Raw genomic sequence first — 16,580 nt, 5'->3', positions numbered from 1 at the left:
ACAATGACTGAAGCCAAGACCATCCGGTGGGAGCAGGACTCCGACGGCATCGTCACGCTGACGATGGACGACCCGAAGCAGTCGGCCAACACGATGAACGCGGACTACCGCGAGTCGATGGGCGTCGTGCTCGACCGTCTCGAGTCCGAGAAGGACTCCATCACCGGTGTCGTGCTGACCTCCGCGAAGAAGACGTTCTTCGCGGGCGGCGACCTCAACGACCTGATCAAGGCGACGCCCGACGACGCCGCCGAGATCACGGAAGCGAGCAACGAACTGAAGGGGCAGCTGCGCCGGCTGGAGACGCTGGGCAAGCCCGTCGTCGCCGCCGTCAACGGTGCGGCGCTCGGTGGCGGCCTGGAGATCGCGCTGGCCTGCCACCGCCGGATCGTCGCCGACGTCAAGGGCACGGCCATCGGCCTGCCCGAGGTGTCGCTGGGCCTGCTGCCCGGTGGCGGCGGCATCGTCCGCACGGTCCGCCTGCTCGGCATCCAGAGCGCCATCATGAACGTCCTCGTGCAGGGCCAGCGGCACCGGCCCGCCAAGGCACTGGAGCTCGGCCTGGTGGACGAGCTGGTGTCCAGCGTGGACGAACTGCTGCCAAAGGCCAAGGCGTGGATCAAGGAGAACCCCGAGGGCGGTGTGCAGCCGTGGGACCAGAAGGGCTTCAAGATCCCGGGCGGCAGCCCGTCGAACCCGAAGTTCGCCGCGAACCTCCCCGCGTTCCCCGCGAACCTGCGTAAGCAGCTCAAGGGCGCTCCGATGCCGGCGCCGCGTGCCATCCTGTCCGCCGCCGTCGAGGGGGCGCAGGTCGACGTCGACACGGCGGCCCTGATCGAGACCCGCTACTTCGTCAGCCTCGTCACCGGACAGGTCGCGAAGAACATGACCAAGGCCTTCTTCTTCGACCTGCAGGCCATCAACGCGGGCGAGTCGCGCCCGGACGGCCACGAGCAGTACCAGGCCAAGAAGGTTGGCGTGCTCGGCGCGGGCATGATGGGTGCCGCCATCGCCTACGTGTCGGCGAAGGCCGGCATCGACGTGGTCCTCAAGGATGTCTCGCAGGAGAACGCCGAGAAGGGCAAGGGCTACGCGGCCAAGCTCGAGGAGAAGGCACTCAAGCGGGGCAAGACCACGCAGGAGAAGTCCGACGCGCTGCTCGGCCGCATCACGCCGACGGCCGACCCGGCCGACCTGAAGGGCGTCGACTTCGTCATCGAGGCCGTCTTCGAGAGCACCGAACTCAAGCACAAGGTGTTCCAGGAGATCGAGGACGTCGTCAACCCCGACGCCGTGCTCGGCTCCAACACCTCCACGCTGCCCATCACCGGCCTGGCCGAGGGCGTGCAGCGGCAGGAGGACTTCATCGGCATCCACTTCTTCTCGCCGGTCGACAAGATGCCGCTCGTGGAGATCATCCGCGGTGAGAAGACGTCCGACGCCACGCTGGCGAAGGTCTTCGACTACACGCTGCAGATCAAGAAGACGCCGATCGTCGTGAACGACAGTCGAGGCTTCTTCACCTCGCGCGTCATCGGAACGTTCATCAACGAGGCCGTGGCGGCGCTCGGCGAGGGCGTCGAGCCGGCGACCATCGAGCAGGCCGGAGCGCAGGCCGGGTACCCGGCGCCGCCGTTGCAGCTGATGGACGAGCTGACGCTCACGCTGCCGCGCAAGATCCGTCTCGAGACCAAGGAGGCCGTCGAGGCCGCGGGCGGCACGTGGGAGGCGCACCCGTCGGAGGCGATCATCGACCGGATGATCGACGAGTACGACCGCAAGGGCCGTTCGACGGGGTCGGGCTTCTACGAGTACGACGACGAGGGCAACCGGACGCAGCTGTGGCCGGGCCTGCGGGATGCGTTCGACAGCGGAAGCGGCGACGTGCCGTTCGAGGACCTCAAGGAGCGCATGCTCTTCGCCGAGGCACTCGAAACCGTCAAGTGCTTCGACGAGGGCGTGCTCAACACCGTCGAGGACGCCAACATCGGCTCGATCATGGGCATCGGATTCCCGCCGTGGACCGGTGGCGTGATCCAGTACATCAACGGCTACGAAGGTGGTTTGAAGGGCTTCGTGGCGCGCTCCAAGGAGCTCGCCGCGCGCTACGGCAACCACTTCGAGCCGCCGGCCTCGCTGGTCGCGAAGGCCGAGAAGGGCGAGATCTACGAGTGATCGCTCTGGCCTGAGCCGGGCGTGAACGCCCGTCGGCTCAGCCGGTTGTGAACGGCACGGCCCCGGTCGCGAATCCCCGCGACCGGGGCCGTGTTGTCGTTCCCGGAGCCCGTGTTGCAGTTTCCGGAGCCCGTGTTGCGCGTTCCGGGGCGCGTGTTGCGAGTTCCGGAATGCTGCGGGGTGCCGTCGCGTGGTTTCGCCTGTTCTCGTGCCTGCGATGCCGCCTATCGCCCGTTCTCGCGCGGCAGTCATCCCGGCGTTGCCGTGCGCCGTCGGTGTCGTCTCGCAGTCCGTCGGGCCGCAACAAGGGGTCCTGAATGGGCGCCACGCAGCCCTGAATGCACAACACGGGCCCGCGAGTGCGCAACACGCGCCCCTGAATGCGCAACACGAGGCCCTGAACGCGCAACACGCGCCCCCGAATGCGCAACACGCGGGCCTGCGTGCGGGTTACAGCAGTGGCGGGATGCGGGCGTCGATGAGGTGCGGGCCGGGTTCGGCCACGGCCCGGCGGAACCGGTCGGCCAGTTCCTCCGCGGTGTTCGCAACGGATGCGGGCACGCCCATCCCCTCGGCGAGGTGCGTGAAGTCGATGTCCGGTGTGGACAGATCGAACAGGCCTGCCTTGGCCGGGTCGACGTCGCCCGCACCGGTACGCTGCAGCTCCATTCGCAGGATCGCGTACGCCCGGTTGTTCAGGATCACCGTCGTCACGTCGAGGCCTTCGCGGGCCTGCGTCCACAGCGCCGAGATCGTGTACATCGCGCTGCCGTCGGCCTGCAGGTTGACCACCGGCCGCTGCGGCGCCGCGACGGCGGCTCCCGTCGCCACGGGGATGCCCTGCCCGATGGCGCCGCCGGTGAGTGACAGGACGTCGTGGCGGGGTGCGCCGGCCGTCGCGGCGGCGAGCAGCAGGCCCGAGGTGTTGGTCTCGTCGACGATGACCGCGTCCTCGGGCAGCAGCGCGCCGATGACGTCGGGCCAGGTGGCCACGAGCAGCTCGCCGGTCGGCAGTTCGGGCCGGTGTGCGGGCGCCGGCGCCGGTGCGGCTCCCGGTGCGACGAGGTCGGCCAGCTCCTCGAGGGCCGTCGTGACGTCCTCGCCCGGCGCGGCGAGGGTATGCAGCTCGGCGCCGGACGGCACGAGATCGCCGCGCTTGCCCGGGTAGGCGAAGAACGTCGTGGGCGGCTTCGCGCCGGCGACGACGACGTGCCGAGCACCGCCGAGTTGCTGTTCGGCCTGCTCGGGAACGTAGCCGAGACGTTCCACCGCAGGCAGGCCTGCCCCGCGTTCCAGCCGGGCGGGGAACGTCTCCACGAACAGTCGCACGCCGAGTGCCTCGGAGATCCGGCTCGCCGCCCGCAGAGCGGGCTCGCGGCACCCCTCGCCACCGAGCAGGATCACCACCGGGTCGCCGCTCCGGCACGCCGATGCGACGTCGTCCACAGCGGATGACCGCGTGGGCCGGGCGGGTGTGATCGGCCGTCCGGGAGCGCCGCCCTCGCTCCAGGAGGCGTCGGCGGGCAGGATCAGGGTCGTCACGCTGCCGGGGGCGTCCTGCGCGGCGGCGATCGCGGCCGCTGCGTCCTTGCCGACATCCGCGGGCGTCGTCGACCGGAACACCGGCCCGAGCGTGGCGGCGACGGCGTCGATGTCGGACTCCAGCGGTGCGTCGTACTGCTTGTGGTACGTCGCGTGGTCACCGACGACGTTGACGATCGGCGAATGCGCGCGGCGGGCGTTGTGCAGGTTGGCCAGCCCGTTGCCGAGGCCCGGTCCGAGGTGCAGCAGCGTGACACCCGGTGCGGCGGTCATGCGCGCGTAGCCGTCCGCCGCGCCCGTGACCGCACCCTCGGCGAGGCCGAGCACACCGCGCACGCGGGGTTCGGCCTCCAGCGCCGCGACGAAGTGCATCTCCGACGTGCCCGGGTTGGCGAACACCACCTCGACCCCGGCACCGGCCAACGTGGCCAGCAACGCCTGCGCGCCCGTCATGCCTTCGCTCATGCGCCTTCTGCCGCCTTTCGTGCACGCTGTTCGGCCCGCGAAACCCTTGCGCTCACGGGGAATCCCTGCCGTCCAACGCCCGCCGGCGAAACCCCCGTGCCGCCGGTCAGCCCGCCTTGGCGAGTGCCTGGCCCGCGCGCCTGCCGGTGAACAGGCAACCGCCGAGGAACGTGCCCTCCAGCGAGCGGTAGCCGTGCATCCCGCCGCCGCCGAAACCGGAGGCCTCGCCCGCGGCGTACAGGCCGGGCACCGGCTGTCCGGAATCGGCCAGCACGCGGCCGTCGAGGTCGGTCTCCAGTCCGCCGAGCGTCTTGCGGCTCAGCACGTGGAGCTTCACCGCGATGAGCGGACCGGCCTGAGGATCGAGCATCCGATGTGGCGAGGCGACGCGGATGAGCTTGTCACCGCGGAACTTCCGCGCTCCGCGCAACGCCGTGATCTGCATGTCCTTGGTGAACTCGTTGCCGATCTCCCGGTCGCGCGCGACGATCTCGCGGCGGATCTGGTCGACCGACAGCAGGTCCTCGTCGGTCTTGGCGTTCATGCCGCGGACGAGGTCGTCGAGGTTGTCGGCGACGACGAAGTCGGGACCCTTGTCGAGGAACGCCTGCACCGGGCCGGGTGGACCCGGCTTGACGCGCTGCAGCGTCAGCTTCAGATCCTTGCCGGTCAGGTCGGGGTTCTGCTCGGAGCCCGACAGTGCGAACTCCCGCTCGACGATCTTCTGTGTCAGCACGAACCACGAGTGGTCCTGCCCGGTGCGGCGCAGATGCGCGAGTGTGCCGAGCGTGTCGAAGCCGGGGAACAGCGGGACGGGCAGGCGCTGCCCGGTCGCGTCGAACCACAGCGACGACGGTCCCGGCAGGATGCGGATGCCGTGCTGCGGCCAGACGGGGGAGTGGTTGTCGATGCCCTCGACGTAGTGCCACATGCGGTCGCGATTGATCAGGTGCGCGCCCGCGGCCTCGCTGATGCCGAGCATGCGGCCGTCGACGTGCTCGGGGACACCGGAGAGCATCGAACGAGGCGCCTCGCCGAGGCGGGCGGGCCAGTTCTTGCGGATGAGGTCGTGGTTGCCGCCTATGCCGCCGCCGGCCACGAGGACCGCTTGTGCGCGCAGTGCGAACTCGCCGGCCACCTCGCGGGAGCTGCTCTCACCACGGGCGACCTCGCTGGGTGCCAGAACCGATCCGCTCACGCCGTCCACGGAACCGGCCGACGTCGTCAGCTCGTCGACGCGGTGCCGGAACCGCAACTCGACCAGGCCGCGGTCGACGGCGTCCCGGACGCGCCGCACGAACGGGGCGAGCACGCCGGGGCCGGTGCCCCAGGTGATGTGGAAGCGGGGGACGGAGTTGCCGTGGCCGATGGCGCCGTACCCGCCGCGCTCGGCCCAGCCGACGACCGGGAAGAACCTGACACCCATCGCGGCGAGCCAGGACCGCTTCTCGCCCGCAGCGAAGTCGACGTAGGCCTCGGCCCAGCGGCGTGGCCAGGCGTCCTCCTCGCGGTCGAAACCGGCCGTGCCGATCCAGTCCTGCCACGCGAGGTCGTGGGAGTCGCGGACGCCGAGCCTGCGCTGCTCCGGGCTGTCCACGAGGAAAAGGCCGCCGAACGACCAGAAGGCCTGCCCGCCGAGGGACGCCTCGGGTTCCTGTTCGACGACGATGACGCGCTTGCCCGCGTCGGCCAGAGTGGCCGTTGCGACCAGTCCGGCCAGTCCCGCGCCGACGACGATGACGTCCGCGTCCATGGGCACCTCCGCTCCGAGTCGCCTGCAGATTACCGCCGAGGTACCGCTGGGACGAAGGGCCGCGGCGTATCCGCGGGCGCGCCGCCGCCACGCGAGCCGCAGTGGGAGGTGACCGTCGACCTCCGGAGGTCGCAGTCTACGGCGGAGCGCCGGCCCGGGGAGGTGTCGCCGGGCCGGCGCCGGATGAGCGAGACGAAGGGGCCGGTCCGCGCCAACGATACCGGCCCCTCGGTCACTCTCGGTGGTTCACCGTCTGGTTCAGACCAGCCAGCCGAGCAGGTGCGAGAGGTTGGCGAGAACCGACGTGATGATGTCGCCGCCGTGCATGGCAAAGTGCTGCATTTCGAGGGGCTCCTTCGTATCTGGAGTGATTCGTTGACATCCGTGTGTTCGCGACGCACACGTTGCTTTCGAAAGCACGGCAACGTTTTCAGCGACGCCGCCCGGTGTCAAAACGCGGGAAGAGCCCTCGACGTCGAATGCGAAATCCCTTCAGTTTAAACATGTAAGGCTTTCGTGTTTTTGCGCGGGTGGTGCGGGCGGCAGGTGGTGTCACGGTGTGTGGTGACAACGGTCGCAGTCACGGTCGGTGACAATGATCTTGAGTTGTGGTCGCGGCGTGCCGCTTCCCTGAAGGGGTGACGCAAGATCACGTCGCGTGAGTTCGGTCGAACCACTCGTTCGAGGGAACGCCGGGCCCTGCGCGTCGGCCTGAACGGCGGGTCCGCGCAACCCGGCAGCCGTTCGGGCATGAGTCGCCGGACACGCGTCGGGGCGGGCACGCCGCTCGGCATGCCCGCCCCGGCCGTCGGTTCCTGTGCGCGTGTCAGGCGCGCGCGTACGTCATCGTCTCGCCCTCGACGCCCCGCAGCCACATGTCCTGTGCGGCCTCGGCCATGGTGTCGAGGCCCTCCTCGATCGTGGCGAACACGTTGCCGGGTACCCAGCCCGCGTCGCCGTTGATGAGCAGGTTGTTGCGGCCGTAGAAGATCGCCAGATCGGTGGCGCCCCGGTCGCTGTGCGCTTCGCTGTCGGCGTCGTAGCCGTAGGCCGGGTTGCCGATCTCCCACGGTTCGAAGCCGAAGTAGCAGACGTCGCCGGGGATCGGGGTGACCGTCGGGTTCTCCCGCCCCGGCTTCGGCTCCGGCAGCGGCGGCACGAGCGTGTAGATCTCGTTCCGGGCGTACTTCGCGTGATACGCGGCGCCGCTCTGCGGCAGCGCATCCCACACGGCCCGGCACGTCCGCGGCGCCTCGTCCTCGAGCAGGCGCGCGCGGCAGGACACGCCGCGCTTGTCGAGCGTGATCGTGATGTACCTGCTCATTCCGCGCCCGCCGTCACTTCGTCACTTCGGCGACGACACCGGACCAGATCTCCAGTGCCTCGTCGATCTGCTCCGAGGTGACGACCAGCGGCGGGATCATGCGCACGACGTTCATGTAGGCGCCGCAGGTGAGCATCAGCAGGCCACGCTCGGCCGCGAGCTTCTGCGCCGCCTGCGCCGTCGTGTTGTCCGGCTTGCCGTCGGCGGTCGTGAACTCGGAACCGACGAGCAGCCCCATGCCGCGCACGTCGCCGATCGCGGGGGTCTTGTCGGCGACCGCCCGTGCGCCCGCGAGCAGCTGCTCGCCCCGCTCGGCGGCGTTGGCGACGAGGTTCTCGTCGCGGATGACGTCGAGGGTGGCGACGGCCGCCGCGCACGACACGGCGTTGCCGCCGTAGGTGCCGCCCTGTGAGCCGGGGAACGCCTTCGCCATCAGGTCCGCCGGTGCCGCGATGCCCGACAGCGGGAAGCCGCTCGCCAGCCCCTTGGCGATCGTGATCACGTCGGGCCGCACGCCGAAGTGGTCGTGGCCCCAGAACTTGCCCGTGCGGCCGAATCCGGTCTGGATCTCGTCGACCACGAGCAGGATGCCGTGCTCGTCGGCGCGCTCGCGCAGGCCCGCCATGAACTCGGGGTTCGCGGGGACGTAACCGCCCTCGCCGAGCATCGGCTCGATGAAGAACGCGGCGGTCTCGCCCGGCGCGGTGGCGGTGGCGAACAGGTAGTCGAGCTCCCGCAGTGCGAAGTCGGTAGCGGTCTTCTCGTCCCACCCGTAGCGGTAGGCGAACGGGAAGGGCGCCATGTGCACGCCGCCCATCAGCGGGGAGACGCCCGCGCTGAACCGCGTGCCGGACGTGGTCATGGTGGCGGTGGCGACCGTGCGGCCGTGGAAACCGCCCTGGAACACCACGACGTTGGGCCTGCCGGTGGCCTGCCGGGCCAGCCGCAACGCGGCCTCGACGGCCTCGCTGCCGGAGTTGGCGAAGAACAGCGAGTCGAGTCCCGCGGGCAGCACCTCGCCGAGTCGCTCCGACAGCTCGAGCAACGGCTTGTGCATCACGGTCGTGTACTGGCCGTGAACGAGTTTGCCGACCTGCTGCTGTGCTGCGGCCACGACCCGCGGGTGGCAGTGTCCGGTGCTGGTGACACCGATGCCCGCGGTGAAGTCGAGGTGCCTGCGGCCGTCGGTGTCGTAGAGGTACGCACCTTCACCGTGGTCGACGACGACCGGGGTCGCCTGCTTGAGCAGTGGGGACAGCGTGGCCATGACTGCGGCTCCTTCTCGGGTTCCGGGGGCTGACCTCGGTGGACGTCGGTGTCACCGGTTGCCGGACGGGTGGTTCCGGTCCAGGCTCGAACCCGGCGCCGTCGGAACGCGGCCCCGGGTCCGGGGCGCGTCGCCGACGGGGTTGTAGATTGTCAACAATGTTCGTAGCATAGCCGTGCAGGGGGCGCAACGACGCCTCGTCCGCAGGCGCCGGGTTCGCAGGGTCCGGGACCCGGCGGGGTAGCCATGGGTCGGCTGCACGCGGACCGGGAACCCGACCGCAAGCGGGATCTTCGACGAACTTGGGAGCTGTGGCATGAGCACGGTCAGTGAAGCCGACGTCGTCTCGGCGGTGAACAAGGAACTGTTCATCGGCGGCAAGTGGGCCCCGGCGGCCGGGAACGCGACGTTCGACGTCCACGACCCGGCGACGGGTGAGGTGCTGTGCGCGGTCGCCGACGCCTCGCCGCAGGACGGCATCGCCGCGCTCGAGGCGGCGACCGCGGCGCAGGCCGATTGGGCCGCGCATCCGCCGCGGGAGCGCGGCGAGATCCTCCGGCGCGCCTACGAGAAGCTCATGGAACGTCAGGACGAACTCGGCCTGCTGATGACCCTCGAGATGGGCAAGCCGCTCGCCGAGGCCAAGGGCGAGATCGCCTACGCGGCCGAGTTCTTCCGCTGGTTCGCCGAGGAAGCGGTGCGGATCGACGGCGGATACGCGGTCGCACCCAACGGCAGCGGACGGTTTCTCGTCACCAATCAGCCGGTCGGCCCGTCTCTGCTGATCACCCCGTGGAACTTCCCCATGGCGATGGGCACGCGGAAGATCGGCCCGGCAGTGGCCGCGGGCTGCACCATGGTCATCAAGCCGGCCGCGCAGACGCCGTTGTCGATGCTGGCGCTCGCGGGCATTCTCGCCGAGGCGGGCCTGCCGGACGGCGTGCTCAACGTCGTCACGACCACGCAGGCCGGCGGCGTGATGGAGCCGATGATCCGTGACGGGCGTGCGCGGAAGCTGTCGTTCACCGGCTCCACGGGGGTCGGCCGCAAGTTGCTCGAACAGTGCGCCGGAACCGTCATGCGCACGTCCATGGAACTGGGTGGCAACGCGCCGTTCCTCGTGTTCGAGGACGCCGATCTCGACGCGGCCGTCGACGGTGCGATGCAGGCGAAGATGCGCAACATCGGCGAGGCCTGCACGGCCGCCAACCGGTTCTACGTGCACAGCTCGGTGGCCGACGAGTTCTCCCGCAAGCTCACCGAACGGATGGAGGGCCTGCCCATCGGCCGGGGCACCGAGGACGGCGTCGTCGTGGGCCCGCTGATCGACACGGCCGCGATCGACAAGGTCTCGGAGCTCGTGGCCGACGCGGCGCAGCGGGGCGCGACCGTGCTCACCGGAGGCGGCACTGTGGACGGTCCGGGGAACTTCTACCAGCCGACCGTCCTGACGGGTGTGCCGCGCGAGGCCAGGATGACGTCGGAGGAGATCTTCGGCCCGGTGGCGCCGATCTCGACGTTCGAGACCGAGGACGAGGCGATCGCGGCGACCAACGACACCGAGTACGGCCTCGTCGGCTACGTCTACACGCAGAACCTCACCCGGGCGCTCCGCGTCAGCGAGCGGATGGAGACCGGCATGGTCGGTCTGAACCAGGGCGTCGTGTCGAACCCGGCCGCGCCGTTCGGCGGCGTCAAACAGTCCGGGCTCGGACGTGAGGGCGGCACCGTGGGCATCGACGAGTTCCTCGAGACGAAGTACATCGCGGTCGGTGGCCTGTGACCACCTATCGCGTCGCGTCGATCCCCGGCGACGGCATCGGGGTCGACGTCCAGCGCGAGGCCTGCAAGGTCGTCGACGCGGCCGCGCGGCGATTCGGCTTCGGGCTGGAGTGGTCGGAGTTCGACTGGAGCTGTGAGCGTCACGCCGAGACCGGGTCGATGATGCCCGCCGACGGCATCGACACGTTGCGGGCGTTCGACGCAGTGTTGCTCGGTGCCGTCGGGTTCCCCGGTGTGCCGGACCACGTATCCCTGTGGGGTCTGCTGATCCCGGTCCGCAGGGCGTTCGAGCAGTACGTCAACCTGCGGCCGGTGCGCCTGCTGCCGGGGACGAGCTCGGTGCTCTCCGGCCGCGGCGCCGATGAGCTGGAGATGGTGATCGTCCGGGAGAACTCCGAGGGCGAGTACTCGGAGCTGGGCGGCAGGCACAACGCGGGCCGTCCCGGCGAGTTCGTGCTGCAGGAATCGGTGTTCACGCGCGTCGGCGTCGAGCGGATCATCCGCTACGCCTTCGAGTTGGCGCGCACGCGGCAGCACCGCGTGTGCTCGGCGACGAAGTCCAACGGGATCATCCACACGATGCCGTTCTGGGACGAGATCTTCGCCGAGGTCGCGGCGGAGTACCCGGACGTCGAGTCCGAGCAGCTGCACATCGACGCGCTGGCCGCGCGGATGGTGCAGCGGCCGGACCTGCTCGACGTCGTCGTCGGGTCGAACCTGTTCGGCGACATCCTCAGTGACCTCGCGGCGGCGATCACCGGAGGGCTGGGCATGGCCCCGTCCGGCAACATCAATCCCGAGGGCGCTTTCCCGTCGATGTTCGAGGCCGTGCACGGCAGCGCCCCGGACATCGCGGGCCGGGGGATCGCGAACCCGGTGGCGCAGATCCTCGCGGCGGCGATGATGCTCGACCAGCTCGGTGAGAAGGCCGCGGCCGAGGCGGTCCGCGGCGCCGTGCAGACGGTGCTGGAGGCGTCGGAGGTGCTGACCCCCGACCTCGGTGGCGGTGCGACGACCGAACAGCTCGGCTCGGCGGTCGCGGCCGCGCTGTAGGGACCGTTCCGCGGGCTCGGCGAGCGTTGCCGGCTACGGCCGCGGGTGGTCCGTCGTCGGTGTGCGTACGGCGGTTCGCCCGTGGCCGCTATGCTCGACGACGGTCCGCCCGGATCGTTCGGCCGCGTATGCGCTGCTCGGAGTTCGGTGTGACCTTTGACACGAAGCGGAAGGCCGAGATCGTCACGGATGGTGTGGTCATGCTCGATGGTTTGAAGCGCTCGCTGCCGCCGTTCGTCTCGGCGGCCGTCCGCAACCCGAAGTCCGTCGGTGCCGCCGCGCCGAGCTCCCGTGCGCTGGCCGCGCGGATGGCGTCGGCCGTGCCCGACACGGTCACCACGCCGACCGTCGTGGAGATCGGCGCCGGTACCGGCGCGTTCACACGGGTGGCGCGCGAGCGTGTGGCGGGCGGCGGTCGCTACATCGCCATCGAGCGTGACGAGCGGATGGCGGGCCACCTGGAACGCGGGAACCCCGGCGTCGAGGTCGTGAACGGCGACGCCTCCGAGCTGGGCGAGATCCTGGCCGGCTGCGGCGTGACCAGCGTCGACGCCGTGCTGTGCGGCCTGCCGTGGTCGCTGTTCCCCGTGGAGATGCAGCGTCGGATCCTCGGCGAGATCGCCACGGCCATGGCACCGCACGCGGTGTTCACGACGTTCGCCTACGTCCACGCCGCGCGGATTCCCGGATCGAAGCGGTTCCGCGCCGAGGTCGAGGCCGTGTTCGAGGACGTCGAGGCGCAGTCGCCGGTGTGGCGGAACCTGCCGCCCGCGATGACCTACCTCTGCCGCAACGCGCGCGGCGTCGGCTGACGCAGGTCCGGTCAGGCTCGGCCTGTCTCGACGGAGCGGTCGTCGGGTGCGAGCCGGACCACCGCGTCGGCCATGTGCTCGTCGAGCAGCCGCAGCAGCTTCGTTTCGTCGCCCGCGCGCAGCGCGGCGATGATCGCGTGGTGCTCGGCGATGCGCTCGTCGGTCTCGTAGTCGTCGGTCGGGTACGTGCGCTGCAGTTCCGTCAGGCACATGCGTGTCTCGATCATCAGCGTGCGGGCCATGCGGCGCAGCCGGGGACTACCGGAGGCGTCGATGAGCGCCTCGTGGAACCGCAGGTCCGCTTCGGACAGCGCGGTCGGATCGCCCTGCGCGTCGGCGTCGGCCATCCCGGCCACGGCCTCGTCCAGGGTGTCGGCGATCGCGTCCCGGTCGGGCGCGCGTACGACGAGCGTCGCCGCCGCGCGTTCGACCGCCGAGCGCGCGAGGTAGATGTCCCGGATGTCCCCGGGGCCGAGGTCGACGACGAACAGGCCGCGGTGCCGTTCGCTGCGCAACAGGCCTTCGGACACGAGCCGCTGCATCGCCTCGCGCAAGGGGCCGCGGGAGACCTGGAACCGGGACGCGAGTTCCGCCTCGCCGAGCTGCATGCCCGGCGCCAGCGTGCCCGCCATGATCGCCTCGCGCAGTCTGCGGGCGATGATGGCGGCGGTGGATTCCCGGTTGACCGGTTCGATGTCGGCGATCATCGGCGCCCGCCGGTGCGCAGCAGCGTGCCCAGGCCGTCGTACGTGCGGGCGAGGCCTGCGATCCGCAGGCCTTCCCACACCGTCACCTGGTTGGCGGTGAGCACGGGTTTGCCGAGGCGGCGCTCCAGGTCGTCGACGAGTGCGAGGGTGCGCATCGCGGTGTCCGGGATCAGCAGCGCGTCGGCGTCCGGGTGATCGTGACTCACCGCCAGGTCGACGACCTGTTCGGCGGGCAGGTTTCCGACCTCGGCGGCGGTGTCGATGTCGGCGGCCGCGGCCGACACCACCTCGATGCCGCCGCGACCGAGGAAATCGGCGAACAGCTTCGCGACGTCCCCGGGGTAGCTCGCTGCGACGGCGACCGTGCGCAGCCCGAGCGTCTGGGCGGCGTGGACGAACGCCAGGGACGTGCTCGAGGCCGGGAGCCCGCCCGCGGCCTCGGACAGTCCGGCGACCTGCTCGGCGGCGCCGTCCCAGCCGTAGACGAAACTGCCGCTGGTGCAGGCCCAGACGACGGCGTCGGGCGCGTGCTTCGCCAGCAGTGCGGCGCCGTCCGACAGTCGCGTGGGAGAGCCGAGGTCGAGCAGCTCGGGCACCGCGTGCAGATCCGTGCCGTAGATGTGCTCGACGCGCAGGGCGGTGTCGTCGCCGAGCATCCGTTCGGCCAGTGGGTAGTCGTCTTCCGCGGCGTGGTCCGGGTAGACGAAACCGATCGTGGGCACGAGGCACCTCCTCGGCGTCCGTTGGGGTCCACGGTGGACACGGCCTGCGACCGGTGTCGCGGTGGCGGTGGTCGTCCGGTGATGGCGATGGGGCCCGAGGGGAACCTCGGATTGTTGACAATCATACGACCCGCTTCTAGCGTGTCAACGGTGAATGCGGTGACCGAGTCCGGCAAGCCCGTGCTGACCGTGCTGACCGGCGACGACGCGCCCCCGGACATGACGGCCGTCGAACAGGATGCCGAGGTTCGGTACACCGATGCCGCGGGTCTCGCCGACGCGCTGCGCGGGGCCGATGCCCTGTTCATGTACCAGTTCCTGTCCACGGCGCTGCCGTCGGCGTGGCATGCCGCCGACCGGTTGCAGTGGCTGCACATCGCCGCGGCGGGGGTGGACCCGGTGATGTTCCCCGAGCTGCGGGCCAGTGACGTCGTGCTCACGAACGCGCGTGGCGTCTTCGACGACTCCATCGCCGAGTACGTGCTCGGCCAGGTACTCGCGTTCGCCAAGGACATGCCGACCTCGCTTCGCCTGCAGGACGCCCGCACCTGGCGACACCGCGAGACGGAGCGAATCGGCGGCGCCTCGGCCGTCGTCGTCGGCACCGGGCCCATCGGCAGGGCGATCGCGCGGCTGTTGCGCGCGGTGGGACTGCGCGTGTCCGGCGCGGGCAGGCGGGCGCGCGACGACGATCCGGACTTCGGCACGGTGCACACCACCGACCGGCTCGCCGAGTGCGTGGCCGACGCCGACTACGTCGTCGCCGTGGCCCCGCTGACCGACCAGACGAAGAACATGTTCGACGGCGACGCGTTCGCGGCGATGAAGCCGTCCGCGCGGTTCGTCAACGTCGGCCGCGGGGAGCTGGTGGTGACCGATGATCTCGTCGCCGCGCTGCGTTCGGGGACGATCGCCGGTGCCGCACTCGACGTGTTCGACACCGAGCCGCTGCCCGCCGACCATCCACTGTGGACGATGGAGAACGTGCTGATCTCGCCGCACATGTCGGGTGACGTCGTGGGGTGGCGGCGCGAGCTGGTCGGGGTCTTCGCGGACAACTTCCGCCGGTGGCGCGCCGGCCAGGAGTTGCGGAACGTCGTGGACAAGCAGCTGGGTTACGTGCCGTCGGGGAGCTGACGTCCCGATGGGCGGTCAGTCCGCGGGCCGCCGCTGGAGCGTGCGCACCTGCTTGCTGGTCAGGGTGAGCAGGGTGACGACCGTCAGCAGGGCCGCGCCGCCGAGCAGGGTCGCGGGTCTGCCGAACTGTGCGGCCAGCGGCCCCGCGGCCACCTCGCCGATCGGCAGGGCGACGAACGAGCCGAGCATGTCGTAGGAGTAGACCCGCGCGAGTCGGTCGGGCGGGATGTTCTCCTGGAGCGACACGTCCCACGCGACGGTGAACTGTTCGAGTGCGACGCCCGCCAGGAACATCACGGCCAGCAGGGGCACGAACTCGGGCAACTCGGCGAGGACCACGAGCGGCACGGCCTCGACGAGTGTGACCGCGACCCCGATGCGCAGCGCGTGCCGGGGCCGCCACCGCGCGGCGAGGAACCCGCCCGCGAACGCGCCCGCCGTCTGGGCGGCGAGGACGAATCCCCACGCACTGCGGCCGAGACTCTGGTCCGCGATCGCCGGCCCCAGCACGACGACACAGCCCGAGACGACGGCGTTGACCACCATGAACTGCAGCACCACGAGCCACACCCAGCTGCGGGCCGTGAATTCGCGCCATCCCTCGGCGAGTTCGCGCAGCGGTGCCGTGTGCGTACCGCCCCCGGCCGCGGGAGCGTGCACGCCCCGATATGCCAGGGCGGAGCCCGCGAAGAGCGCCGCGTTGGCGGCGAGTGTCCACCCCGGACCTGCCGCTGCGACGAGGATGCCACCGATCGCGGCTCCGCTGATGCGGCCGCTGTTGGCCGCGACCCGGACGAGCGCGTTGGCCTGCGTGAGCAGCGCGGGCGGCACGGTCTGCGGGGTCAGCGCCGCCGCGGCGGGCAGCGAGATCGCTGCGACGGCACCGTTGAGCAGGCTCAGCACGACGAGTAGCGGTACACCGGCGAACCCGCCGAGGACGCCGGCAGCGATCGCCGCCTGGGTCAGCGCGGCCGCGGCACCGGTGCCCTGGAGGATCACCGCGCGGGGGAATCGGTCGGCGAGGACCCCCGCCAGCAGCAGGAACACGACACTCGCCAGCGAGCGGGCTCCGACGACGAGTCCGAGCTGGGTGGGCGATCCGGTCAGGTCCAGGACGGCGAAGGCCAGCGCCACCGGCGCGAGGGCGTTGGCGACCTCGTCGAACGTGCGGCCGAGGAGCAGGCTGCGGAAGTCCGGCAGGCTCAGCGGGGCCGTGACCCGCGCGGACGGCGGCACGGGTTCCCGCGGTGGTGTCGCCGTCATCGCTGCATCCGGAACAACGCGACCGTGGCGCTGACCCGGTGGGTGCCCGGGGTGCGGGGAGCCTTCGCGTGCGTGTGCAGCAGGTCGCCCAGCTCACCCGCCAGCGCGCGGGCACGCCGCCAGACGCGCTCGTCCACCCACACCTCGGCGTCGGTGGTCGAGTACTCGGCTCCCTGTGTGCGCTGCGAGGACCTGCGGTGGAGCTCGTCGGCGAGGGCGCCGAGCAGGACCCGTTCCTCCTCCGGCTCGCGGTCGAGGAAGGGGCCCGTGCTGGCCGGGTCGTGCCGGTAACGCTTGGCGCGGCCGCCGCGGATCACCACTTCGCCCGCGGGCTCGACCAGACCCGCCGCGTGCAACCTGCGCAGGTGATAGCTGACGTTGGCCTGTTTCTCACCCAGTTCCCGGGCGGCTTCGGCCGAGCTCATCGCAGCGCCGGTCAGCAATGAGAGCAGGCGCATGCGCAGCGGGTGGGCGAGGACCCGCAGGCGGTCGAGGCTGTCTTCGGTCACGAGACGCGAGTCTCCGGGCGGTCGGCGACGACTGTCAAACAGCCCTTTTGGGGTCTGGCGCCGGATGCC

At 70.7% G+C, this 16,580-nt stretch carries 13 protein-coding genes; 5 read left to right on the top strand and 8 right to left on the bottom strand.

Annotated features, from left to right (window positions below):
• Positions 1 to 3 precede the first annotated feature (3 nt).
• A complete protein-coding gene (locus FHS23_RS19775) occupies positions 4 to 2,175 on the top strand; it encodes a 3-hydroxyacyl-CoA dehydrogenase NAD-binding domain-containing protein (protein ID WP_183658238.1) in 2,172 nt (723 codons plus the stop codon).
• Positions 2,176 to 2,625: 450 nt separating this feature from the next.
• Here FHS23_RS19775 and FHS23_RS19770 read toward each other — a convergent pair whose 3' ends face one another.
• The 4 genes from FHS23_RS19770 to FHS23_RS19755 all read right to left on the bottom strand — a co-directional run bounded on the left by FHS23_RS19770 (position 2,626) and on the right by FHS23_RS19755 (position 8,526).
• On the bottom strand, positions 2,626 to 4,182 hold the full coding sequence (locus tag FHS23_RS19770; RefSeq protein WP_246382490.1) for an acetolactate synthase large subunit: 1,557 nt from the start codon (positions 4,180 to 4,182) through the stop codon (positions 2,626 to 2,628).
• Between the two features lie 106 nt (positions 4,183 to 4,288).
• Positions 4,289 to 5,935, bottom strand: a complete 1,647-nt coding sequence (locus tag FHS23_RS19765; RefSeq protein WP_183658236.1) for an FAD-binding dehydrogenase — start codon at positions 5,933 to 5,935, stop codon at positions 4,289 to 4,291.
• 826 nt (positions 5,936 to 6,761) lie between these two features.
• Positions 6,762 to 7,259, bottom strand: a complete 498-nt coding sequence (locus FHS23_RS19760) for a DUF3830 family protein (protein WP_183658234.1) — start codon at positions 7,257 to 7,259, stop codon at positions 6,762 to 6,764.
• Positions 7,260 to 7,272: 13 nt separating this feature from the next.
• Positions 7,273 to 8,526 carry an aspartate aminotransferase family protein gene (locus tag FHS23_RS19755; RefSeq protein ID WP_183658232.1) on the bottom strand — a complete coding sequence of 418 codons (1,254 nt, stop codon included), beginning with the start codon at positions 8,524 to 8,526 and terminating at the stop codon, positions 7,273 to 7,275.
• Positions 8,527 to 8,842: 316 nt separating this feature from the next.
• Here FHS23_RS19755 and FHS23_RS19750 point away from each other — a divergent pair, with 316 nt between their 5' ends.
• From FHS23_RS19750 to FHS23_RS19740, 3 genes are all read left to right on the top strand, one after another.
• The gene (locus FHS23_RS19750) at positions 8,843 to 10,309 is read left to right on the top strand and encodes an NAD-dependent succinate-semialdehyde dehydrogenase (RefSeq protein ID WP_183658230.1); all 1,467 of its coding nucleotides are present in this window, start codon (positions 8,843 to 8,845) and stop codon (positions 10,307 to 10,309) included.
• Positions 10,306 to 11,361, top strand: a complete 1,056-nt coding sequence (locus tag FHS23_RS19745; RefSeq protein ID WP_183658228.1) for a tartrate dehydrogenase — start codon at positions 10,306 to 10,308, stop codon at positions 11,359 to 11,361. Before FHS23_RS19750 ends, FHS23_RS19745 begins: the two co-directional genes overlap by 4 nt.
• A gap of 149 nt (positions 11,362 to 11,510) precedes the next feature.
• Positions 11,511 to 12,173, top strand: a complete 663-nt coding sequence (locus FHS23_RS19740) for a class I SAM-dependent methyltransferase (protein ID WP_343054121.1) — start codon at positions 11,511 to 11,513, stop codon at positions 12,171 to 12,173.
• An 11-nt stretch (positions 12,174 to 12,184) separates the two neighbouring features.
• Here FHS23_RS19740 and FHS23_RS19735 read toward each other — a convergent pair whose 3' ends face one another.
• Together FHS23_RS19735 and FHS23_RS19730 are read right to left on the bottom strand one after the other, a co-directional pair.
• Entirely contained in the window at positions 12,185 to 12,880 is a 696-nt protein-coding gene (locus tag FHS23_RS19735; RefSeq protein WP_183658225.1) for a GntR family transcriptional regulator, read from the bottom strand.
• The gene (locus tag FHS23_RS19730) at positions 12,877 to 13,602 is read right to left on the bottom strand and encodes a maleate cis-trans isomerase family protein (RefSeq protein WP_343054120.1); all 726 of its coding nucleotides are present in this window, start codon (positions 13,600 to 13,602) and stop codon (positions 12,877 to 12,879) included. Before FHS23_RS19730 ends, FHS23_RS19735 begins: the two co-directional genes overlap by 4 nt.
• Before the next feature lie 219 nt (positions 13,603 to 13,821).
• Between FHS23_RS19730 and FHS23_RS19725 the strand changes: the two genes are divergently transcribed.
• Positions 13,822 to 14,739 (top strand): D-2-hydroxyacid dehydrogenase, encoded by a 918-nt coding sequence (locus FHS23_RS19725; RefSeq protein WP_183658470.1) that lies wholly within the window; start codon positions 13,822 to 13,824, stop codon positions 14,737 to 14,739.
• A 15-nt stretch (positions 14,740 to 14,754) separates the two neighbouring features.
• On the opposite strand, the gene FHS23_RS19720 is transcribed toward FHS23_RS19725, so the two are convergent.
• A complete protein-coding gene (locus tag FHS23_RS19720) occupies positions 14,755 to 16,002 on the bottom strand; it encodes an MFS transporter (RefSeq protein WP_183658222.1) in 1,248 nt (415 codons plus the stop codon).
• Positions 15,999 to 16,511: a helix-turn-helix domain-containing protein gene (locus tag FHS23_RS19715; RefSeq protein ID WP_343054119.1), complete on the bottom strand. Its 513-nt coding sequence runs from the start codon at positions 16,509 to 16,511 to the stop codon at positions 15,999 to 16,001. The genes FHS23_RS19720 and FHS23_RS19715 overlap by 4 nt, the downstream gene beginning before the upstream one ends.
• Between the last annotated feature and the right edge of the window lie 69 nt (positions 16,512 to 16,580).

It is taken from the genome of Prauserella isguenensis (assembly GCF_014191605.1).
Lineage (GTDB): Bacteria > Actinomycetota > Actinomycetes > Mycobacteriales > Pseudonocardiaceae > Prauserella > Prauserella isguenensis.
Note: the sequence above shows the minus strand (reverse complement) of the source record. Positions and strands in the feature narration are given on the sequence as shown.

What these genes read in the sequence shown, in the direction of transcription:
- FHS23_RS19735 (WP_183658225.1), bottom strand. Translation starts at nt 12,880, where the DNA reads ATGATCGCCGACATCGAACCGGTCAACCGGGAATCCACCGCCGCCATC.
- FHS23_RS19770 (WP_246382490.1), bottom strand. Translation starts at nt 4,182, where the DNA reads ATGAGCGAAGGCATGACGGGCGCGCAGGCGTTGCTGGCCACGTTGGCC.
- FHS23_RS19775 (WP_183658238.1), top strand. Translation starts at nt 4, where the DNA reads ATGACTGAAGCCAAGACCATCCGGTGGGAGCAGGACTCCGACGGCATC.
- FHS23_RS19720 (WP_183658222.1), bottom strand. Translation starts at nt 16,002, where the DNA reads ATGACGGCGACACCACCGCGGGAACCCGTGCCGCCGTCCGCGCGGGTC.
- FHS23_RS19755 (WP_183658232.1), bottom strand. Translation starts at nt 8,526, where the DNA reads ATGGCCACGCTGTCCCCACTGCTCAAGCAGGCGACCCCGGTCGTCGTC.
- FHS23_RS19725 (WP_183658470.1), top strand. Translation starts at nt 13,822, where the DNA reads ATGACGGCCGTCGAACAGGATGCCGAGGTTCGGTACACCGATGCCGCG.
- FHS23_RS19760 (WP_183658234.1), bottom strand. Translation starts at nt 7,259, where the DNA reads ATGAGCAGGTACATCACGATCACGCTCGACAAGCGCGGCGTGTCCTGC.
- FHS23_RS19750 (WP_183658230.1), top strand. Translation starts at nt 8,843, where the DNA reads ATGAGCACGGTCAGTGAAGCCGACGTCGTCTCGGCGGTGAACAAGGAA.
- FHS23_RS19765 (WP_183658236.1), bottom strand. Translation starts at nt 5,935, where the DNA reads ATGGACGCGGACGTCATCGTCGTCGGCGCGGGACTGGCCGGACTGGTC.